Source organism: Oceanospirillum multiglobuliferum, assembly GCF_900167095.1.
Taxonomy (GTDB): domain Bacteria; phylum Pseudomonadota; class Gammaproteobacteria; order Pseudomonadales; family Halomonadaceae; genus Oceanospirillum; species Oceanospirillum multiglobuliferum.
Window position 1 is genome coordinate 223116 of the sequence record NZ_FUXG01000001.1, and the last position, 19835, is coordinate 242950.

The window sequence follows — 19835 nt, forward strand, 5'->3', positions numbered from 1 at the left end:
ACCCATTTTTCATGCTTAAATACTGCCTCTTCCTGAATCCTGAGTTATTATAATCCTTTTATAATATCAACTGCATTCTGCATAAAGAATAAATGTGGTAGCTATAGGACGTTGATGTGCGCCTTTAGACTATAACCACCAAAGAATATATTTATTATTAAATTGAAAAATAATAAGAAATTATTCAACAACATCTGGCAATAAATAATAAAGACCTTTAGAGGTCACTCTATGTTGCTCACCCTCTTTACCACTATAGAATTTTGCAAGTATAAGTAGCAAATAACCCTCTCTCTCAGGAATAAAGAATGGAACTATAGGATTGAAACCTTCTCCTGTTGCACTCCCTATTCTCGAAGGAAGCGATGTAAAGTCACCTGGGAGTTTAGACCAGTTTTTCCCACCATTTTTTGTATAAAACAAATTATTAACAACATCAGTCATTGCAATACGCAAACTATCTTCTGGATGAACAGAGTAATTTGCAATATTTACAATCTCTGGACTGATAGTAACAAAATTATCAGAATCTACTTCTTTCCTTTTCAACTTACCATCAGCATACATAAACATATCACCAGAGACTGGGTGCACTCTCACTCGGCCTGTTATCCTAGAATTATCCGGATATTCTTTTATATCACCATTTGATAGGTTTAGCTCTTTAACAGCTCCTGATTTAAAAAATACTGTTCCGGAAGTACAACTTTCGTGAATATAATCAATCGAAGGTGAGCCATAATAGGGATGCAAATTACCGTGATATGCAATCTGCCAAGCATCGCTGGTAAGGTCATCAGAATAGGCTAGAACATCATAAACTTTTGGCGTACCATCATCTCCCTTCTCTTCCAAGTCTGGTAGAGTAAAGCTTAGCCATAAGCGCTGATCATTGCACTGTGATTTTGAAAAACTAACGCTTCTCATCTTCATCTCTAAATAATAGCCTTTTAACTTAGCACTAATATAAGACCTATCAACAATCCCTGCATTAACCAAGGAATCTAAAACATAGGGCTCTAAATTAAACCAAGTCTCGCCTATATTTAAAGTCTTAATGAGCGCACTACCAACATCAGCATATGCCCCGCCAGCAATTATGCTGTTAGTAGGGTTATCCATATGAGCAAAGTTATAAAATGCTCCCGATGGTACAGATAACTTTTGCCATGATTTCCCACCATCTAGAGAGTAATGGTGAGTAGGACGATAATTATAGCAATTACATCGCATATCCAACTTGCTACTAACTATTTTCATAGATTTAGAAGAATAAAGATAGCCAAAGCCATCAGTAATATCAAAGGCATTAATGTCAGATTTTGTAAAGTTACTACCTCCATCCTGACTTATTGATATAGACATCGTATCAGGGGCTGATTCCTTATCTATTATTATTCCATAATAAAGATCACCTTCCTCGTCAACCCCAGAGAGGTCAAATACAGACTGTATATTGGGAGATAGATCCATATAAAATGAGTTAGCATCTCTAGGAGGCTGATCTATATTGGGTATACTCTCTTTATTTGAAGATGAATCACCGCAGCCACTTAAAATCATTATAAAAATGTAAACGGTTGCAATCTTTCTATTAAAAATATATTTTCTAATCGCAGAATAGCATTCCATAGCAAAAAATCCCTGTAAAAAAATGATACAAAACCATCAAACTCTAAGCAATTTCAATAGAAAAACCCTCCTAAACGCCATTTTTAAAAAAATGATCTGAAAGTGCTTTATTAAAGATAGCATTAGTGACATCAACAGGTAAAGGGGCTATTAACTGTGATTCCGAATTTGTATGCGGAAAGGATAAATTTTTAAGCGTGTGGTGAGAAAGATACTATTTAATGTATCGATTGGAGGCTACTCAGAGCTTAAACCTGAATAGCCGTCTAATTACACTTTTTGGCTTTTACAACCGGATCGATTAAGCAGTGATAAATTACTCTGGTTTGATACGATATTCTGCTGAGCGAGCATGAGCCGTTAAGCTTTCACCTCGTGCTAGCACAGAGGCAATTTTTCCCATCTCAGATGCCCCTTCAGCAGAGCACATTATAAGAGATGAGCGCTTCTGGAAATCATAAACACCCAATGGTGATGAAAAACGCGCAGTACCTGATGTTGGCAAAACATGGTTTGGCCCAGCGCAGTAATCACCTAAAGCCTCTGCCGTATAACGCCCCATAAAAATCGCACCCGCGTGACGTATTTGGCTGGAGACTTCTAAAGGATTCTCGACTGAAAGCTCTAAGTGTTCAGGTGCAATACGGTTGGTTACTACAATGGCTTCTGCTAGATCTTGCACTTGAATCAAGGCTGCACGTTCGGCCATTGAGACACGAATGATGGCTTCACGCTCCATTGTTGGTAGCAGTTTTTGAATACTTTGTTCAACTTGCTCTAAGAATGCGGCATCCCAGCTCACTAATATCGGCTGGGCATCTTCATCGTGTTCAGCCTGAGAGAATAGATCCATTGCAATCCAGTCAGGGTCAGTTTTGCCATCACACACTACTAAAATTTCTGAGGGGCCAGCAATCATATCAATGCCAACCGCACCAAAGACCATGCGCTTGGCAGTTGCGACATAGATGTTGCCAGGGCCAACAATTTTATCGACTTTAGGCACAGATTCTGTGCCATAAGCCAAAGCGGCTACAGCTTGAGCTCCACCAATGGTGAAGACGCGATCAACACCCGCTAAACAAGCAGCGGCTAGCACTAGTTCATTCACTTCGCCATTAGGTGTAGGCACCACCATGATAATTTCTACAACACCTGCCACTTTGGCTGGAATAGCGTTCATCAAGACAGAGGATGGATAAGAGGCTTTACCACCTGGTACATAAATACCAACGCGATCCATAGGTGTGACTTGCTGACCTAAGAGCGTGCCATCGGCTTCAGTGTAATGCCAAGAGTCTTGCACTTGCTTTTCGTGATAACGACGTACACGTTCACAAGCTTGCTCCAAGGCTGTGCGCTGAGCCTCCGGCAAACCATCCAGAGCCTGTTGTAATCGCACTCTAGACATTTCAAGTTCAGAAAAGTCGGCTACCGTTTGACGATCAAACTTTGCTGTAAATTCCAACAAGGCATCATCACCACGGGTTTTCACTTGATGCAAAATGTCGGCAACCGTCTGATTAACAGCAGTATCGGAAACTGCTTCCCAAGCCAGTAAATGATCTAACTGTTGGGCAAAGTCAGTTTGGGTTGAATCAAGCCGATTAATTTTGACAGGTGCACTCATGGTGATTTAACTCTCGCAACAAGCAGTGTAAATAGGGTTAGTTATTATTGACGGCAGCAGCTAAACGCTCAATTAAAGGCTGAATCATTTGATGCTTCATTTTCATAGCCCCTTGGCTAACCACAAGACGTGTACTGATTTGGGCAATATCTTCACGAGCCTCTAAGCCATTGGCTTTCAAAGTATTACCCGTATCAACGATATCAACGATTTCATCCGCTAGGTGCATGATGGGCGCAAGCTCCATACCACCATAAAGCTTGATAATATCAGCTTGTACGCCTTGTTCTGCATAATAGCGTTTGGCCACATTGACAAACTTAGTTGCCACACGGATACGGCCTTGCGGACGCTCTTGCCCCTTCATACCCGCTGTCATTAAGCGGCAACGGGCGATATTTAGGTCTAGTGGTTCATAGACACCTTTGGCGTCATGCTCCATCAGCACATCTTTACCTGCAACACCAATATCCGCAGCGCCTAATTCGACATAAGTTGGCACATCTGTGGCGCGAATAATGATCAATTTTACTTGTTCAATATTAGTGTCAAAAATCAGTTTTCGACTTTTACGCACATCTTCTAAAGGGTAAATCCCTGCCTTCTCAAACAAAGGCAGAGTCTCATCCAAAATACGTCCTTTAGACAGTGCGATAATCAGTTGTTGAGACATATCAGTATCAAACCTGTTTAGCGAGGAACTCGGCGAATCTTAGCACCCAAAAGTTGCATCTTTTCTTCAATACACTCATAGCCACGATCAATGTGGTAGATACGATCAACCAAGGTATCACCATCAGCCACCAAACCTGCAATCACCAAGCTGGCAGAAGCACGCAAGTCTGTCGCCATCACAGGCGCACCTTTTAGTCGTTCAACACCTTTGATAATTGCGGTATTGCCTTGTACCTCAATTTTTGCCCCCATACGCAGCATCTCTTGTACATGCATATAGCGGTTTTCAAAAATTGTTTCGGTCACACTTGAAGTACCTTCAGAGACTGCATTCATCGCAACAAACTGTGCTTGCATATCCGTCGGGAACGCGGGGTAAGGTGCTGTTCGAATATTGACCGCTTTTGGCTGGTTGCCATACATATCTAGCGCAATCCAATCGTCGCCAGTGGTAATATGAGCACCTGCTTGTTCAAGTTTTAACAATACTGCGTCCAAAATATCAGGGCGAGTATCTTTAACTTTGATTCGGCCACGGCTTGCAGCAGCGGCAACTAAATAAGTGCCTGTTTCTATTCGGTCTGCCACCACATTATGTTCGCAACCATGCAAACTAGGTACACCATCAACAATGATGGTATCTGTTCCATGGCCTGAGATTTGAGCGCCCATGGCAATTAAGCACTCAGCAAGGTCGACAATTTCTGGTTCGCGGGCAGCATTTTCAATAACAGAGCGACCTTCTGCCAGGCAAGCTGCCATTAGAATGTTCTCTGTGCCTGTCACTGTCACCATATCAAACAGAATGTTAGCGCCTTTTAAGCGGCCATCTACTTTGGCTTTAATATAACCATCTTCAACGACAATATGTGCACCCATGGCTTCTAAGCCTCGGATATGCAAATCTACTGGACGACTACCAATAGCACAGCCACCTGGCAAGGAGACTTGTGCCTCACCAAAGTGAGCTAATAATGGGCCTAGCACCAAGATGGAGGCTCGCATGGTACGAACCAGTTCATAAGGCGCATGGCAGTTACGGATCGTGCGCGCATCAACCTCTATACGCATTTTTTCATCAATGACAGGTTCTATACCCATGCCAGCCAGTAGCTCGATCATGGTGGTAATGTCATGAAGATGAGGTAGGTTGCCAATAATAACAGGGCCGTCAGCTAGTAGTGTGGCCGCTAAAATCGGCAACGCAGAGTTCTTTGCGCCTGAAATACGGATTTCGCCTGCTAAAGGCAAACCTCCGGTAATAATTAATTTATCCATCTGCGATCCGTAATAAGTATTAAACGATTAACCGACACGAAGCTTTTCGGCATCTTTCCACTGTTCTGGTGTGTAGGTTCGGATCTGTACAGCATGAACTGCACCTGAGGAGATCAGTTCATTTAGGCCGGAGTACACGTGTTGCTGCTTTTTCACTGGAGACAATGTTGCAAATACTTCACCAATAGCGATAACTTCAAAGTGACGACCATCATCACCATTAACTATAACTTGGCAATCAGTAAGTTTGCTTTCTAAAACCTGTTGTAATTCGTTGGCTTGCATTTCTGCCTCCGCTCCAAAAAAATAAGCTAAGCTGACAATATTATTAGAAAAGGCCGCAAAAGGCGATTTATCACTGCGACTGATTTGCAAATCAGCATTGATCTATAAATAAATTTTCTGTTAACCCAGATACCGTAATTATTTTTTTGAGCAGTTCTGGTAGTTGTGTAAAACGGATCTGCCTTTTCTCTTGGCAAGCAGTACGTAGCCAACACATCATCAAAGAAACTGCAGCACTCCCTGCTCTTTCAACACCAGAAAAGTCAATCACAACCTCTTCTGGAGCTTGGCGAATCAGTGCTTCTCCAGAAGATCTCACTAGTAGTACACCTGAAAAATCAAGATCACCTGACACCAGTAAGTGGTTGGGCTGTAATGCTATGATTTGTGTCATTACTCTTTAGTCTCTGCTTTGGGCTCATTCACGATAGAAGCAGATTCACTTTTTAGCCAGTTATCAATGACGTAGTTAAAATCACGATCATGGGCTTGCATTGCGCTATCAAATTGGTTGCGAAAGGTCAGTCCTAAATTAATTCCATTTACGGTGACATTATTGATACGCCAGTGTCCATCTTTGCTTTTACGCATAGAGTAATTGATTGGGTAAACGGTGCCATCTACTGCGATAACTTCCATATCGACTGAATCTCGATCAGGGTCTCGTGATGGTGCTTTAGGCTCTAAAACGCGAATTTCCTCGTTGGAAAATGCTAATAAACCTTTAGCATAGGTGCGAATTAAGCTGTCTTGAAACACTAGTAAGAACCTTGCTCGCTGGTCATCTGATGCTGTTCGATAATATTTTGCCATTACACCAGCAGAAAAGCGGCGCATATCTACAGCTGGCTCTAAGATCGCTTCAACTTGCTTGTAAAAACGCTCAGGATCTTGATCGTAATAAGTGCGAGCCTCTTCGATGGTGCCGAGTAGATCATTGGCGGTACGTGTAATCACTTGCTGTGGAGTCTCTTCACTAGCCGCTACAGCATGAGTAGATATTAAACCGGTCAGCATGATCAAAGTGAAAAGACAACCTATAGACGCTCTTTTGATCAAAACCATGATGCTATCTCCTTAATTTTTACCCATGCTAGAAAGGAACTTACCGATTAAATCCTCCAATACTAACGCCGGTTGAGTATCTCGGATTTCGCCATTTTCACCTATAGTCTCTTCTTCTGCGCCAACGACCAAACCGATGTAATTTTCACCCAATAGGCCAGAAGTTAAAATTGCAGCAGAAGTATCAGTGCTAAGCTTGTTTCTCATCTGATTGTCGATCAATAGTGTCACTTTGGCATCATACCACTTAGGGTCAATTTCGATGCTAGCCACACGACCAACGGTTACACCTGCCATCGTTACTTTTGCCCTTGGTTTAAGTCCACCCACATTGCTGAAGTGTGCATAAACTTTATAAGATTGTTCGCTACTTGAACTGTAGTCTAGACCGCTAACTTTGAATGCCAGTACGAGTAAAGCTAAGCCTGCTGCGATGACAAAAGCGCCAACACTGATTTCTATCCAACGGGTGCTCATTATTAAAAATCCCCAAACATCAATGCAGTCAATACAAAATCCAAACCTAATATCGCTAAAGAGCCATAAACAACCGTTTTAGTGGTCGCGCGACTAATACCTTCAGAAGTGGGTTCAAGATCATAGCCTTGAAAAACTGCGATCCAAGTCACAACAATGGCGAATACTATACTTTTAATGACGCCGTTCATGACATCGTGAAAGAAGCTAACTGAAGCTTGCATATTGCCCCAATAGGAGCCGTCAAATACCCCAAGCCATTCAACCCCAACTAACATACCACCCCAAACGCCAACTACGCTGAACAAAATGCAAAGTAGCGGTAACGAGATGATTCCAGCATACAAACGTGGGGCGATGATTCGCTTAACCGGATCAACGCCAATCATCTCCATACTGCTGAGCTGTTCTGTTGCTTTCATCAAGCCAATCTCTGCTGTCAATGCAGAACCTGCACGCCCAGCAAATAGTAGAGCTGCCACTACAGGGCTTAGTTCGCGTAGAAGTGTTAAGGCAACCATTTGTCCTAGTGCATCTTCAGCACCAAAATCTACAAGTATTGAATAGCCTTGCAAGCCCAGCACCATGCCAATAAATAAACCTGAGACACTGATGATCGCAATCGAAAGTACACCAGTAACGTAGATCTGCTTTATTAGCAGCCTGAAATTTTTTAGTACATAGCTTGCGCCGAGTAGCGCCGACAGTAGTAGCTGCGCTGAACGTCCCAATCCTGCAATGAGAGCCAGAATTCGAGCACCGATTTGCTGTAATAAATCCAGCATGAATCACATTACCCCTAAAGCCAACCTGCAACTTATCTTTAAAGCTTTACTAAAGCTTGGTCATTATATCTTTTGCAAAATCATCTGCTGGAAAGCGAAATGCCACTGGGCCATCGGGCAATCCTTGAATAAACTGTTTCACTTCTAGCTTTTCGCTGCGAATAATCTCCTCTGGAGATCCTTCTGCCACCACTTTGCCACCTGAAATAACACAAACGTGGTCAGCAATGCTTAAGCTCTCATCAATATCATGAGATACCAACACGGTTGTCATATTCAGCGCATCGTTTAACTGACGAATAAGCTTTACCAAAACCCCTAATGTAATAGGATCTTGCCCAACAAAAGGTTCATCATACATCATCAGCTCAGGATCTAAGGCTATAGCCCGAGCCAATGCCACACGACGCCCCATGCCGCCAGAAAGCTCTGATGGCATTAAATTACGAGCACCGCGCAAGCCAACAGACTCTAGCTTGATTAGCACCAAGTCTCTAATCATATCCTCAGGCAGCGCGGTATGAACCCTGAGAGGAAAAGCCACATTTTCAAAAACATTCAGCTCTGAAAATAAAGCACCACTTTGAAACAACATACCCATGCGGGTTCGCAGCTCAAACAGAGGCTTTCGTGCAAGGCTAGGCACCTCAATACCATCAACCACAATGGAACCAGAGTGGGGTTTTAGCTGTCCACCAATCAAGCGAAGAAGGGTTGTTTTGCCTGTGCCGCTAGGGCCCATTACAGCGGTGATTTTGCCGCGAGGAATTTTAAGGCTTAAACCTGAAAAAATAGCCCTTTGTTCACGCTTAAAAACCAGATCGGTAATTTCAACAAAACTGTCGTTACCAGATGTCATTAAAGTCGGAACCTTATGTGTGTATAAACTCGATAAAATTCAGGCGGTCACTTTACCCCAGTGCCAACAAAAATACATCTTCTGTTGTTAATCTAAACAGAGGTATTGATAAAAAAGCCTCAACTATTCCGTTAGCGTCTCGCTACGGTTAAACTTGTCGGCACTGACAGCTGTTCCATAATTGCCAGCCGACTCAACCTTCTACCCATCACTTAAATATTGAGCATCATGATTCTTTACTCTGTAATTGCTTTAATTATTGGTCTTGCTTTACTAGTCTGGAGCGCAGATCGCTTTATTGGTGGTGCCGCTGCAACCGCCAAAAATATGGGCATGTCACCACTGCTTATAGGTATGACCATTGTCTCTATTGGTACTTCAGCGCCTGAAATTCTAGTGTCTACTATCTCTGCCATGAGTGGAAACCCTGGTATTGCGATTGGTAACGCCCTTGGCTCTAACATAGCCAATATTGGTCTGGTGCTAGGCATCACTGCATTGATTGCACCTCTGCCAATAAATATGAAACTGATGAAAAAAGAGATTCCACTCTTATTGGGTGTAACGGTACTTGCTGGCGTTTTAATGTTTGATGGTGAGTTAACATTTCTGGACTCATCAATTTTATTGGCTTGTCTAGTCGGCACACTGTTTTTACTCTTTAAAGGTGATGAGGGTGCGGCTCAAAGTGATGATGAAATCCCTGATCTATCTCAGAAGCAAGCGCTGTTCTGGTTAATTGTTGGTTTGGTATTGTTGATTGCCAGCTCGCGTATTCTGGTATGGGGTGCAGTGAATATCGCTCAATACTTTGGTGTTAGCGACCTAGTTATTGGTTTAACAATCGTTGCTATTGGCACAAGCTTACCTGAGCTAGCGGCCAGTGTGGCAAGTGCGCTAAAAAACCACCATGAAATTGCGCTTGGTAACGTAGTAGGTTCTAACATCTTTAACTTGCTGGCAGTATTGCCTGTGCCAGGTTTCTTTGCAGCGACGGTACTTGATGCGGGCGTGATGGAACGAGACTACCTTGTTATGGCTGGTATCACATTCCTGGTTGCTGCGCTCATTGTTATCATGCGCAAAAAAGCCAAGTTAAACCGTTTGGAAGGCGGTATCTTTGTTGCTGTTTATGCTGCTTATATGTATGCACTGTACGCTTCGACTTTAGCTTAATCTGGATCTGAATTATGCACGCATATCTTGCATCGGCTCACCGTACCATTCGTTTAGAGGCTGAAGCAGTTGCACATCAAGCACAGCATCTTGATGAACACTTTGTACAGGCTTGCAATCTAATACTAAACTGCCAAGGTCGTGTCGTAGTAACTGGTATGGGGAAATCAGGGCATATCGGTAATAAAATTGCGGCAACCTTAGCATCAACAGGCACACCTGCTTTTTTTGTACACCCAGGAGAAGCTAGCCATGGTGATCTAGGTATGATCACTCGGGGTGATGTCGTTATTGCGCTATCTAACTCTGGTGAAACTAGTGAAGTCACAACATTAGTACCGCTGTTAAAGCGCCTTGGCATTCCGCTGATCAGCTTAACAGGCGCCAAAGAATCAACATTGGCCAAGCTATCTGATGCGCACCTATTTATTGATATTCAGCAAGAGGCCTGCCCTCTAGACCTAGCGCCCACTTCAAGTACAACTGCAGCCTTGGTACTGGGTGATGCCCTTGCAATTGCTCTGCTAGAAGCGAAAGGTTTTAGCGCTGAAGACTTTGCCTTTTCGCATCCAGGGGGCAGCCTAGGCCGTCGGCTACTTTTAAAAGTGAGCGATGTGATGCATGTAGGTGAACGTTTACCTTTGGTGCAAATAGGTACTGCTTTGCAGGCTGTATTATTGGAAATCACTCGTAAAGGTTTAGGTATGGCTGGAGTGGTAAATAGTATTGGCCAGCTACAAGGTATATACACAGACGGTGATTTACGCCGAACCTTAGATCAGGGTCTGGATATTCATAAAGTAATTGTGGACGAAGTGATGACAGCTCATCCTGTCACAGTTACAGCTAACATGCTGGCTGCGGAAGCAGTTGAAATAATGCAGCAGAAAAAAGTGAATGCACTATTGGTAACTGATACTAAGAAGACCGTTATCGGCGCACTTAATATGCATGATCTCCTGCGGGCAGGAGTGATTTAATCAGAGGTACTTATGAGTAATCTTGAAGCTGTACTCACCAAGGCACGTGCTATCCGCTTATTGGTATTAGATGTTGATGGTGTGCTCACTGATGGCAGTTTGTACTTCCATGCGGATGGCAGCGAGAGCAAAGTATTCAATAGTCTCGATGGCCACGGTATTAAAATGCTACAGGCCAGCGGAGTTGAAGTTGCAATTGTCACTGGACGACGTTCACAAATGGTTGCCCAACGTGCACAGGCGCTAGCTATCAAAACGGTTATGCAAGGTAGGGAAGATAAGCTAGTAGCGCTGAAAGAGATCCAAGAAACCAAAAAATTAGACTGGTCTCAAATAGCCTATTGTGGAGATGATTTACCTGACTTGGCTGCGATTAGAAATGCAGGTCTAGGGATAACAGTACCAAATGCCCCAGAGTATATAAGAGGCTATGCTGACTATTGCTGTAGCGTGCAGGGCGGGCAAGGGGCAGTACGAGAAATCAGCGATCTCATTATGAAAGCTCAAGGCACTCTACAAGATGCAATTGATCATTATTTGCTCGGGTTTTAAGCTCAATGCTATTTGGTAAACGCCTGAAAAAACGTGCTGTCAGCCTTATAGGGCTGAGTATCTTAGCCATAGTTATTCAGTTTTTAGATAACCAAAGACCACAGCCTGTCGACCTGTTTTCAGATCTTCCAGACCAACACTTAGAGCCTGACTATTACACTGTCAAAAGCTTCTATAAGGAGTTTAACACAGAGGGTAACTTGAGCCGGACATTACAATCTGACCGATTGGTTCACTACCCTGAAAGCGAAAACACTTTAATGGAGCAGCCTTTAATCATTACCTTTAATGCGCAGGGCTCTCCACTATGGCAGGCTAAAGGGGACAAAGGTCGCCTTGAAGGTGACGGCGACCATTTTTTACTTACAGATAATGTGATGATTTGGAAGACTGAGACGCTTGCAGCTGAGAGCGCGACACCTAGCAACGATTTCAAACTAAAAACAGAATCAATGAGCATTAATTTAAAAGATGAGTACGCTCATACCAAAGACCCAGTTGAACTAGAGTCAAACTTTGGCAATACTCATGCCATAGGCCTTGAAGCCAATCTAAAAACCAATCAAATCAAATTGTTAGATCAAGTTCGAGGAACCTATGCACAGTAAACGGGTAAAGCAGAGCATTAGTACAGATCAACAATTATTACTGGTGATTGTTGCTACCTGTGTCTTTTTTCTAATAAGTTTTAGTCGTATCAGCTTGGCACTGGAAAGCGATCGCCAGCAACCGATTCAGATAGAGGCTCAGCAGGCAGAATTCAATCCTGAGACTGGCATTGCAGTTTACACTGGCAACGTAAAAATGGAGCAGGGCAGCCTAAAAGTTTCAGCAGATCAGATAACTATCTATCAAAATGATCAAAAAGAGGTCGATAAGGTTGTTGCAACCGCAAAGTCCATCCTTGTACATATGCAGCAGCAACCTAAACCAGATGAGCCACTGGTTCATGCCTATGCACAAAAAATTGAGTATCTTTCTGCGGAACAAGAGATGCTTTTGCAAAAGAATGCTCGTTTAGAAAATGGCCAAGATCAGTTTGCAGGGGATAAGATTCGCTATCATTTACAAACCCGTCATATTAAAGCATGGGGTGCTGAAGAAAGTGATGATTCAGAAGCGGCAGTAAAAGGGCCTCAGGTAAAAATTATTTTATACCCAAAAACACAGACTAATGCGCAGGATAAGGGGCAATGAAAACCCTAAAAGCGGCTCATCTCGCAAAAGCCTACAAAAAACGACAAGTGGTTAAAGATATCAGCCTTGAAGTTAATCAAGGGCAGGTTGTAGGCTTACTAGGCCCTAATGGAGCAGGAAAAACCACCTCATTTTATATGATTGTTGGGTTGATACGCTCTGATGCAGGCTATGTCAAAATTAATGATGAAGATATTACAGCACTTCCCATGCATGGCAGGGCGCAGCGCGGTCTAGGTTATTTACCTCAAGAAGCCTCCATTTTTCGGAAACTTACCGTTGAACAAAATATTCTAGGTATTCTTGAAACTCGAAAAGAACTCAGTAAGGCACAACAAAAAGAGCATCTTGAGCGTCTTTTAAATGAGTTTAGTATCACACATATTCGCAAAAGTTTAGGCATGAGTTTATCTGGTGGCGAGCGTCGGCGCGTAGAAATTGCGCGTGCCTTAGCTACTGAACCAGCCTTTGTTTTGCTAGACGAACCCTTTGCAGGCGTAGATCCTATTTCAGTAAATGAAATCAAATCTATTATTCGTCAGCTTAAGGCGCATAATATTGGTGTGCTAATTACTGATCATAATGTGCGGGAAACCTTGGATATTTGTGAAAAAGCCTATATTGTCAGTGAAGGACAAATTATTGCTGAAGGCGATGCTCTAGATGTGATGAATAATCAACAAGTTAGAGAAGTCTATCTAGGGCATGAATTTAAGTTATAACCACTTATCGGGAATAAGCCGTAACCTATGAAGCCGGCATTACAGCTTAAAATTGGTCAAAGTTTAACCATGACACCTCAGTTGCAGCAGGCGATACGCCTATTGCAGCTTTCAACGTTGGATCTACAACAAGAGATTCAAGAGGCTCTCGAGTCTAATCCTATGTTAGAGCTTGAGGATGAATTCGAATCATCTCCAAGCAGCGATGATAAAGAGCTTGAATTTCAAACTAAATCTGAAAGTCTTGCCAGTAACGCCGAGCACTCAGATGCTGAAGTTGAGCATGAAAGTTATACGGCAACTGCGGAGGATAGCTGGCAGGATTCTATTCCTGAAGATTTGCCCGTTGATGGTGGCTGGGATGATATTTATCAAGAAAGCCTTTATACCTCTTCCTCTGGCTCAGGTGATGATGACAACAGTGTATTTGAGCGTGGTACAGTAACAGAGACACTACAAGATCATCTGCTATGGCAAATCAATTTATCCAGCCTGTCTCCGCAAGATGTATTGATTGCAGAGAGTATCATTGACAGCATTGATCCAGACGGCTATCTGAACTCAGACATTGAAGAGATCTGGCAGGGCTTACAAACTCGGCCAGAGTTTCAAAATACTGAGTTTGAGCTAGAGTTTGATGAGGTTAAAGCTGTTTTAGGTTTTGTCCAGCATTTAGATCCTATTGGCTGTGGTGCCAAAAACCTACAAGATTGCTTACTTATTCAGTTACAAACGATTGATACTACACCTTTTTTATTAGAAAAAACCCGAAAGCTGATCACTTTCTATTTAGAGTTACTAGGCAGTCGAGATTTTGCTCAGTTAATGCGTAAACTACGGATTAAAGAAAATGAGCTACAAGAGATTATCGGCTTAATCCATAGCCTGAATCCTAAGCCTGGCGCGTCGATCTCAACGGAACATGCTGAATATATTACGCCGGACCTTTTTGTGACTAAAGAACATGATCACTGGAAGGTTGATCTTAACCCAGATATTGCCCCAAAAATTCGTATTCATAATACATACTCTGGATTGATCAAACGTGCAGATAGCAGCCCTGATAACACCTTTATGAAAAATCAGCTGCAAGAGGCACGATGGTTCTTAAAAAGCCTTCACAGCCGCAATGAAACTCTATTAAAAGTAGGTTTAGAGATAGTCAAGCGCCAACAGGCTTTTCTAGAAATAGGTGAAGAAGGTATGAAACCCATGGTGCTGCACGATATTGCTGACGCCATTGGTATGCACGAGTCAACAATATCCCGTGTTACAACACAGAAGTATATCCATACACCACGAGGTATTTTTGAATTGAAGTACTTTTTCTCCAGTCATGTGAGCACAAGCTCAGGTGGGGAAGCATCTTCAACCGCAATTAGAGCATTGATAAAAAAACTGATAACCGATGAGCCACCCAGAAAACCTTTTAGCGACAGCAAACTTGCGAATATGCTAGCAGAGCAAGGTATAGAGGTGGCTCGCCGTACCGTAGCAAAGTACCGTGAAGCCATGAATATTCCACCCTCGAACGAACGTAAGAGGCTGATTTAGAATTGCTTTACAAAAAAAAGGTTTGCAAATACCACAAAAGCGATACAATCAAATTGCAGACCGCGAAATAATAAGGAGCTCGTTATGCAATTGAATATTACCGGTCAACAACTTGAGTTAACTGATGCACTTCGTGACTATGTTTCCGAGAAATTCTCTCGCTTGGAACGTCACGCAGATAACATTACTAACGCACAAGTTACTCTGAAAATAGAAAAAGAACGTCAGATTGCAGAATCCACTCTACATGTAGTTGGCGCAGATTTACACGCCACTGCAGAAGCAGAAGATATGTACGCCTCAATCGATCTACTGATTGATAAAATTGACCGTCAACTGATTAAACATAAGGAAAAAGCTCAAGCTCGCAATCATGGCAATGTCGTTCGTTAATATGCCTGTTGCTCACTGAGCCTATAATCTTATCCATGTTACTCAATTCCGTTCTGACTCCCCTAAGAACCCTTGACGGGGTTCCTGGGGGTAGTAAAAAAAGACTCCTCGAATTCTTCGGCAAATATATTTCCCAACAGATATCGACCCTAGATAGCATTGAAGTTTTTGACAACTTAATTGCGCGTGAACGACTGGGAAGTACAGGGGTTGGCGAAGGTATTGCAATACCTCACTGTCGGGTGAAAAACTGTACAGAAAGCATAGGTACATTTATTCGTCTAAAAGATAAAATCGATTTTGATGCAATTGATGGTAAGCCTGTTGATCTTCTCTTTGTGTTATTAGTACCTGAAGAGGCTAATGATCAACATCTTAACTTACTGTCAACGCTTGCTGAAAAGTTCTCTAATCCTGAGTTTTGTCGTCTATTAAGAGAGGCACCTAACGCACAAGAACTGTATCAACTTTGGGTTACAGACTAATCTAAGATATAACTTTTGCAGTTTTATGATTAAAGGGGGGTAACCCAATGAAGCTTGTGATTATCAGTGGTCGGTCTGGCTCTGGCAAAAGCATCGCCTTACATGTGTTGGAAGACCTAGGCTATTTTGCGATTGATAATCTCCCTATTGGGCTACTCAGTGCACTACCCTCACACCTACCGAGCAGCAATCAACGTATTGCTGCTAGCATTGATGCTAGAAATATCGCTACAGATCCAATGGGGATTCAACCCCATTTGAATGCGTTGCGTGCTAATGGGGTTGCGGCCAGTATTATTTACTTAGATTCCGATGAAGCAACTCTGATTGAGCGCTTTAACGCTACTCGCCGAAAGCACCCTCTATCATCAGAGAAAATCTCATTAGCGGAAGCAATTGAAGCAGAAGCCCAACTACTGGAAACAATTGCTGAGCAAGCCGACCTACGTATAGATACCAGCAGCTTAAGTATTTACGACCTGCGCGATATTATCGCTCAGCAGATCAGCAGCACCAGCCCTCGTACAGTCGCATTACAGTTCCAATCTTTCGGCTTTAAACGGGGTGCGCCAAAAGACTGCGATTATATTTTTGATGTCCGTTGTCTACCGAATCCCTATTGGGAAACACACTTAAGAGGTTTTACAGGACAAGACCAACCTGTTATTGATTTTCTCAATCAAGACTTCAGTGTTAGGGCAATGATCTCAGATATTTCTGGGTTCTTAGACAAGTGGCTGCCAAGCATTATTGCCAGTAGCCGTAGTTATATCACGGTCGGCATTGGTTGTACGGGAGGGCAGCATCGTTCAGTCTTTGTTGCTGAAGAGCTGTCTAAGCGCTTTCAACATCAATACCCTCAAACTTTGGTCAGGCATCGCGATCTTTCACAGGCTGTTAAGGAGCATCACTGATGCTTGATTTTACGGTGATGGTCACCAACAGCAAGGGATTTCATCTAAGACCTGCTTCACAGCTTTTGCAGTTAGTATCAAAACTTGAAGCCACAGTGACTTTGCGCCATCCCGCCTCAGGCCGTAAGGCCGACTGCCGCAACATGATGGCGCTAATGCTAATGTCTTCACCCAAAGATACTGAATTTGTCATCGAAGTTATGGCAGAGTGTGAAGCCCATGAACTAGCCGCCAAAGCACAAATCATTAAGCTTTTTGATAACGGCTTTAACGAGCACAGCTAAATCTGCCAATTGTCAAAAAATCCAGTTATTATCAAAGGATACATCACCCAATAACGTAGATGTGATAGCTATGGCCAGCGATAACTATGAAGTAACACCTATGATTGAACGTCTGAACGAAGCGATGGAATCGGGTGCATTTGCACAAGTTCGACGCATGATCAACCGCGGCTTACCTGCACAGGATGTTGCACATCTATTGGAATCGTCACCACCAAAAGAACGTGACTTGCTTTGGAGTATGATTGAAGCTGAGTTTCGTGGTGATGTACTGCAATATCTCACCGATGATATTCAGGCGATCTACCTGAACCGAATGAATCCTGAAGAGTTTTTGGCAGCAACCGAAGGCTTAGATACGGATGATATTGCTGACTTATTACAGCAGCTGCCCGATACCATTATTAAAGAAGTCTTGGTATCAATGGATACCCAAGACCGCCACCGCGTTGAGGCTGTTCTATCATACCCTGAGGACACCGCTGGCGGCTTGATGAACACCGATACCATCACAATTCGTCCAGATATTACTCTAGACGTTGTGATTCGCTATCTACGCCGCCACCAGTCTATACCAGACTCTACCGACTCATTGATTGTGGTCAGTCGTAAAGATCACTTTATCGGCATGCTGCCTCTAACACGCTTATTAGTATCCGATCCGAACATTACTGTTCGAGAGGTCATGAACACCGATGCCATCGTGATTTCAGCTGATATGCCTGACAGTGAAGTAGCGAATCTATTTGAAAAGTATGACTTAATTTCAGCCCCCGTTATTGATGAGAACGGTGCATTGTTGGGGCGTGTAACCATCGATGATGTGGTTGATGTTATTCGAGAAGATGCTGAACACTCATTAATGAGCATGGCAGGTCTGGATGAGGATGAAGATACTTTTTCACCTGTTTTATTAACTGCCAAGCGCCGAGCAGTTTGGTTGGGTATTAATCTGCTTACCGCTCTTTTGGCTTCAGCTGTCATTGGGATATTTGATGCCACTATCGAGAAAGTAGTCGCGCTTGCTGTATTGATGCCCATTGTAGCCAGCATGGGGGGGATTGCAGGTAGTCAGACGCTTACGGTTGTTATTCGAGGTATGGCGCTAGGGCATATTAATTCTGGTAACACAGGCTGGCTAATTAATCGCGAGTTTATTGTAGGGCTAATTAATGGTGCGATTTGGGCAGCAGTCGTTGCTGGAGTTGCTATGTTTTGGTTTGATGATATGATGCTCGGTTTTATTATTGGCACAGCAATTATCATCAACCTTATTGTTGCAGTAGTTGCAGGTGCATCATTACCTTTGTTTTTGAAATGGATGAAAATTGATCCCGCCTTAGCTGGTGGTGTGCTACTAACTACTGTTACTGATGTAATAGGATTTATGGCCTTTTTAGGTTTAGCGACTGTTTTCTATCTTTAATCCTAAGCAACAATCTTAAGCAACCGAAAGCCGTGTTAGCGAATACACTGACACGGCTTTTGTTTCTAAACTAATTTTTGAACACTAGGCTACCTAAGCCCCTGCTATCATCATCTCTCCGATCAGAACAGAGCCTACGTGGGTATTGCCACGCGTGTCGATATCGGTGCCAATCGCCACAATCTGTTGATACATCTGATTAAGATTACCTGCGATGGTTATCTCATGTACCGGATACTGAATCACACCATTTTCGACCCAAAATCCAGCCGCCCCACGAGAGTAATCACCTGTCACCATATTTAAGCCTTGTCCCATTAGCTCTGTCACTAAAAGCCCTGTACCTAGCTTTGCTAGCATTTGATCGGCATCTTCTCCTGTTGAAGTCACACGTAAGTTGCGTGCGCCACCAGAATTAGCAGTAGTACTTAAACCTAACTTACGTGCCGAGTAACTACCTAACATGTAGCTTGCTAATATGCCATTTTGCACAAAAATATTGTCCCTAGTGGCCACGCCTTCTTGGTCGAAAGGGGAGCTGCCCATACCGCCTTTGATATTAGGCTGCTCATAAACAGAGACAAAATCAGGAAATAACTTCTCACCTAAGCGATCTTTCAAAAATGACGCATTGCGGTAAAGACTGCCGCCACTAATAGCCCCCATTAGATGACCAATTAAACCTGATGACACTTCTGGGCTAAACAATACAGGCGCTTTTGTTGTACTGAGCTTTTTAGGGTTCAAACGAGCAATGGTTCGCTCTGCCGCTTTTTGACCAATAGACTGAGGATCCGCTAATGCGAGCCACTGACGCCCCGAGTCATACCAATAGTCACGTTGCATGCCATCACCCTGACCTGCAATCAACACGCAACTTGCAGAATAGTTGGTGCTGGCAATCATGCCTGAAAAGCCATGACTGTTAGCATAGAGAAAAACACGCTCTCCGCTGTAGGCACTTGCACCATCAGAATTAGTGATTAAAGGATCTGCTCGGCCTGCGGTTTCACAAGCTAAAGCTTGTTCGACTAACTGATCAACTGATACGTTAGCTGGGAAATAAAGCTCAGGATCTTGCCAGTTCTTTGCCATAAGCTCAGCTTCCGCTAAGCCTGAAAATGGGTCTTCGGCAGTATGTTGCGCAAAAGCCAATGCTACATCAACCGCGTTGCTAAGCGCTGACTCCGTCAAGTCTGTAATGGAAACATGGCCTTTGCGTTGCCCCTTGTAAAGCGTTAAGGACAGGCTTTGGTCTTGGTTAAATTCTACTGTCTCCACCTCACCTAAACGGGCGTTTACTGATAAGCCACTGCTACCACCCAAAGAGACCTCTACGCTGGTGGCGCCACGCTGCTTAGCTTGCTCAATAAGCTGATTGGCACAAGCTGGCAGTTTTTGCTGCCATAGTTGAATCTGTTCGCTGTATTGTACGGACATAGGTCCCCCTTAATTCTTTATGATTG

At 43.2% G+C, this 19835-nt stretch carries 23 protein-coding genes; 12 read left to right on the forward strand and 11 right to left on the reverse strand.

What is annotated here, in order from left to right; translation table 11 throughout:
* Nucleotides 1–180 precede the first annotated feature (180 nt).
* From B5D26_RS01020 to B5D26_RS01065, 10 genes are all read right to left on the reverse strand, one after another.
* Nucleotides 181–1632, reverse strand: coding sequence for a hypothetical protein (locus B5D26_RS01020; protein ID WP_078743818.1), 1452 nt, complete (start codon nucleotides 1630–1632; stop codon nucleotides 181–183).
* A 316-nt stretch (nucleotides 1633–1948) separates the two neighbouring features.
* Complete coding sequence (hisD, locus tag B5D26_RS01025; RefSeq protein ID WP_078743819.1) at nucleotides 1949–3262, reverse strand: histidinol dehydrogenase; 1314 nt, start codon at nucleotides 3260–3262, stop codon at nucleotides 1949–1951.
* A gap of 37 nt (nucleotides 3263–3299) precedes the next feature.
* Entirely contained in the window at nucleotides 3300–3935 is a 636-nt protein-coding gene (gene hisG / locus B5D26_RS01030; protein WP_078743820.1) for an ATP phosphoribosyltransferase, read from the reverse strand.
* A 17-nt stretch (nucleotides 3936–3952) separates the two neighbouring features.
* Complete coding sequence (gene murA, locus B5D26_RS01035; protein WP_078743821.1) at nucleotides 3953–5215, reverse strand: UDP-N-acetylglucosamine 1-carboxyvinyltransferase; 1263 nt, start codon at nucleotides 5213–5215, stop codon at nucleotides 3953–3955.
* Nucleotides 5216–5242: 27 nt separating this feature from the next.
* Nucleotides 5243–5500 (reverse strand): BolA family protein, encoded by a 258-nt coding sequence (locus tag B5D26_RS01040; RefSeq protein WP_078743893.1) that lies wholly within the window; start codon nucleotides 5498–5500, stop codon nucleotides 5243–5245.
* Between the two features lie 91 nt (nucleotides 5501–5591).
* A complete protein-coding gene (locus B5D26_RS01045) occupies nucleotides 5592–5894 on the reverse strand; it encodes an STAS domain-containing protein (protein WP_078743822.1) in 303 nt (100 codons plus the stop codon).
* Nucleotides 5894–6565, reverse strand: coding sequence for an MlaC/ttg2D family ABC transporter substrate-binding protein (locus B5D26_RS01050; protein WP_078743823.1), 672 nt, complete (start codon nucleotides 6563–6565; stop codon nucleotides 5894–5896). The genes B5D26_RS01045 and B5D26_RS01050 overlap by 1 nt, the downstream gene beginning before the upstream one ends.
* Nucleotides 6566–6577: 12 nt before the next feature.
* Nucleotides 6578–7042, reverse strand: coding sequence for an outer membrane lipid asymmetry maintenance protein MlaD (gene mlaD, locus B5D26_RS01055; RefSeq protein ID WP_078743824.1), 465 nt, complete (start codon nucleotides 7040–7042; stop codon nucleotides 6578–6580).
* 2 nt (nucleotides 7043–7044) lie between these two features.
* Entirely contained in the window at nucleotides 7045–7827 is a 783-nt protein-coding gene (gene mlaE, locus B5D26_RS01060; RefSeq protein WP_078743825.1) for a lipid asymmetry maintenance ABC transporter permease subunit MlaE, read from the reverse strand.
* A gap of 49 nt (nucleotides 7828–7876) precedes the next feature.
* A complete protein-coding gene (locus B5D26_RS01065) occupies nucleotides 7877–8686 on the reverse strand; it encodes an ATP-binding cassette domain-containing protein (protein ID WP_078743826.1) in 810 nt (269 codons plus the stop codon).
* Nucleotides 8687–8914: 228 nt separating this feature from the next.
* On the opposite strand from B5D26_RS01065, the gene B5D26_RS01070 reads away from it, so the two are divergent.
* From B5D26_RS01070 to mgtE, 12 genes are all read left to right on the forward strand, one after another.
* Complete coding sequence (locus B5D26_RS01070) at nucleotides 8915–9862, forward strand: calcium/sodium antiporter (protein WP_327196238.1); 948 nt, start codon at nucleotides 8915–8917, stop codon at nucleotides 9860–9862.
* A gap of 14 nt (nucleotides 9863–9876) precedes the next feature.
* The gene (locus B5D26_RS01075) at nucleotides 9877–10842 is read left to right on the forward strand and encodes a KpsF/GutQ family sugar-phosphate isomerase (RefSeq protein ID WP_078743827.1); all 966 of its coding nucleotides are present in this window, start codon (nucleotides 9877–9879) and stop codon (nucleotides 10840–10842) included.
* A gap of 12 nt (nucleotides 10843–10854) precedes the next feature.
* Nucleotides 10855–11394, forward strand: coding sequence for a KdsC family phosphatase (locus B5D26_RS01080; protein WP_078743828.1), 540 nt, complete (start codon nucleotides 10855–10857; stop codon nucleotides 11392–11394).
* A gap of 5 nt (nucleotides 11395–11399) precedes the next feature.
* A complete protein-coding gene (gene lptC, locus B5D26_RS01085; protein ID WP_078743829.1) occupies nucleotides 11400–12002 on the forward strand; it encodes an LPS export ABC transporter periplasmic protein LptC in 603 nt (200 codons plus the stop codon).
* Entirely contained in the window at nucleotides 11992–12591 is a 600-nt protein-coding gene (gene lptA, locus B5D26_RS01090; RefSeq protein WP_078743830.1) for a lipopolysaccharide transport periplasmic protein LptA, read from the forward strand. Before lptC ends, lptA begins: the two co-directional genes overlap by 11 nt.
* Complete coding sequence (lptB, locus tag B5D26_RS01095) at nucleotides 12588–13313, forward strand: LPS export ABC transporter ATP-binding protein (protein WP_078743831.1); 726 nt, start codon at nucleotides 12588–12590, stop codon at nucleotides 13311–13313. Before lptA ends, lptB begins: the two co-directional genes overlap by 4 nt.
* A gap of 27 nt (nucleotides 13314–13340) precedes the next feature.
* The gene (locus B5D26_RS01100) at nucleotides 13341–14867 is read left to right on the forward strand and encodes an RNA polymerase factor sigma-54 (RefSeq protein ID WP_078743832.1); all 1527 of its coding nucleotides are present in this window, start codon (nucleotides 13341–13343) and stop codon (nucleotides 14865–14867) included.
* An 84-nt stretch (nucleotides 14868–14951) separates the two neighbouring features.
* The gene (gene hpf / locus B5D26_RS01105) at nucleotides 14952–15260 is read left to right on the forward strand and encodes a ribosome hibernation-promoting factor, HPF/YfiA family (RefSeq protein ID WP_078743833.1); all 309 of its coding nucleotides are present in this window, start codon (nucleotides 14952–14954) and stop codon (nucleotides 15258–15260) included.
* A 35-nt stretch (nucleotides 15261–15295) separates the two neighbouring features.
* The gene (gene ptsN / locus B5D26_RS01110) at nucleotides 15296–15745 is read left to right on the forward strand and encodes a PTS IIA-like nitrogen regulatory protein PtsN (protein WP_078743834.1); all 450 of its coding nucleotides are present in this window, start codon (nucleotides 15296–15298) and stop codon (nucleotides 15743–15745) included.
* 47 nt (nucleotides 15746–15792) lie between these two features.
* On the forward strand, nucleotides 15793–16659 hold the full coding sequence (rapZ, locus tag B5D26_RS01115; RefSeq protein ID WP_078743835.1) for an RNase adapter RapZ: 867 nt from the start codon (nucleotides 15793–15795) through the stop codon (nucleotides 16657–16659).
* Nucleotides 16659–16943 carry an HPr family phosphocarrier protein gene (locus B5D26_RS01120; protein ID WP_078743836.1) on the forward strand — a complete coding sequence of 95 codons (285 nt, stop codon included), beginning with the start codon at nucleotides 16659–16661 and terminating at the stop codon, nucleotides 16941–16943. Before rapZ ends, B5D26_RS01120 begins: the two co-directional genes overlap by 1 nt.
* Nucleotides 16944–17013: 70 nt before the next feature.
* Entirely contained in the window at nucleotides 17014–18369 is a 1356-nt protein-coding gene (mgtE, locus tag B5D26_RS01125; protein ID WP_078743837.1) for a magnesium transporter, read from the forward strand.
* A 93-nt stretch (nucleotides 18370–18462) separates the two neighbouring features.
* Here mgtE and pmbA read toward each other — a convergent pair whose 3' ends face one another.
* Nucleotides 18463–19809 (reverse strand): metalloprotease PmbA, encoded by a 1347-nt coding sequence (pmbA, locus tag B5D26_RS01130; RefSeq protein WP_078743838.1) that lies wholly within the window; start codon nucleotides 19807–19809, stop codon nucleotides 18463–18465.
* Between the last annotated feature and the right edge of the window lie 26 nt (nucleotides 19810–19835).

What these genes read in the sequence shown, in the direction of transcription:
- B5D26_RS01065 (WP_078743826.1), bottom strand. Translation starts at nt 8,686, where the DNA reads ATGACATCTGGTAACGACAGTTTTGTTGAAATTACCGATCTGGTTTTT.
- B5D26_RS01075 (WP_078743827.1), top strand. Translation starts at nt 9,877, where the DNA reads ATGCACGCATATCTTGCATCGGCTCACCGTACCATTCGTTTAGAGGCT.
- B5D26_RS01100 (WP_078743832.1), top strand. Translation starts at nt 13,341, where the DNA reads ATGAAGCCGGCATTACAGCTTAAAATTGGTCAAAGTTTAACCATGACA.
- hpf (WP_078743833.1), top strand. Translation starts at nt 14,952, where the DNA reads ATGCAATTGAATATTACCGGTCAACAACTTGAGTTAACTGATGCACTT.
- B5D26_RS01120 (WP_078743836.1), top strand. Translation starts at nt 16,659, where the DNA reads ATGCTTGATTTTACGGTGATGGTCACCAACAGCAAGGGATTTCATCTA.
- murA (WP_078743821.1), bottom strand. Translation starts at nt 5,215, where the DNA reads ATGGATAAATTAATTATTACCGGAGGTTTGCCTTTAGCAGGCGAAATC.
- lptC (WP_078743829.1), top strand. Translation starts at nt 11,400, where the DNA reads ATGCTATTTGGTAAACGCCTGAAAAAACGTGCTGTCAGCCTTATAGGG.
- ptsN (WP_078743834.1), top strand. Translation starts at nt 15,296, where the DNA reads ATGTTACTCAATTCCGTTCTGACTCCCCTAAGAACCCTTGACGGGGTT.
- lptA (WP_078743830.1), top strand. Translation starts at nt 11,992, where the DNA reads ATGCACAGTAAACGGGTAAAGCAGAGCATTAGTACAGATCAACAATTA.
- B5D26_RS01040 (WP_078743893.1), bottom strand. Translation starts at nt 5,500, where the DNA reads ATGCAAGCCAACGAATTACAACAGGTTTTAGAAAGCAAACTTACTGAT.
- hisG (WP_078743820.1), bottom strand. Translation starts at nt 3,935, where the DNA reads ATGTCTCAACAACTGATTATCGCACTGTCTAAAGGACGTATTTTGGAT.
- rapZ (WP_078743835.1), top strand. Translation starts at nt 15,793, where the DNA reads ATGAAGCTTGTGATTATCAGTGGTCGGTCTGGCTCTGGCAAAAGCATC.
- B5D26_RS01080 (WP_078743828.1), top strand. Translation starts at nt 10,855, where the DNA reads ATGAGTAATCTTGAAGCTGTACTCACCAAGGCACGTGCTATCCGCTTA.
- B5D26_RS01050 (WP_078743823.1), bottom strand. Translation starts at nt 6,565, where the DNA reads ATGGTTTTGATCAAAAGAGCGTCTATAGGTTGTCTTTTCACTTTGATC.
- B5D26_RS01070 (WP_327196238.1), top strand. Translation starts at nt 8,915, where the DNA reads ATGATTCTTTACTCTGTAATTGCTTTAATTATTGGTCTTGCTTTACTA.
- B5D26_RS01020 (WP_078743818.1), bottom strand. Translation starts at nt 1,632, where the DNA reads ATGGAATGCTATTCTGCGATTAGAAAATATATTTTTAATAGAAAGATT.
- mlaD (WP_078743824.1), bottom strand. Translation starts at nt 7,042, where the DNA reads ATGAGCACCCGTTGGATAGAAATCAGTGTTGGCGCTTTTGTCATCGCA.
- lptB (WP_078743831.1), top strand. Translation starts at nt 12,588, where the DNA reads ATGAAAACCCTAAAAGCGGCTCATCTCGCAAAAGCCTACAAAAAACGA.
- mgtE (WP_078743837.1), top strand. Translation starts at nt 17,014, where the DNA reads ATGGCCAGCGATAACTATGAAGTAACACCTATGATTGAACGTCTGAAC.
- hisD (WP_078743819.1), bottom strand. Translation starts at nt 3,262, where the DNA reads ATGAGTGCACCTGTCAAAATTAATCGGCTTGATTCAACCCAAACTGAC.
- B5D26_RS01045 (WP_078743822.1), bottom strand. Translation starts at nt 5,894, where the DNA reads ATGACACAAATCATAGCATTACAGCCCAACCACTTACTGGTGTCAGGT.
- mlaE (WP_078743825.1), bottom strand. Translation starts at nt 7,827, where the DNA reads ATGCTGGATTTATTACAGCAAATCGGTGCTCGAATTCTGGCTCTCATT.
- pmbA (WP_078743838.1), bottom strand. Translation starts at nt 19,809, where the DNA reads ATGTCCGTACAATACAGCGAACAGATTCAACTATGGCAGCAAAAACTG.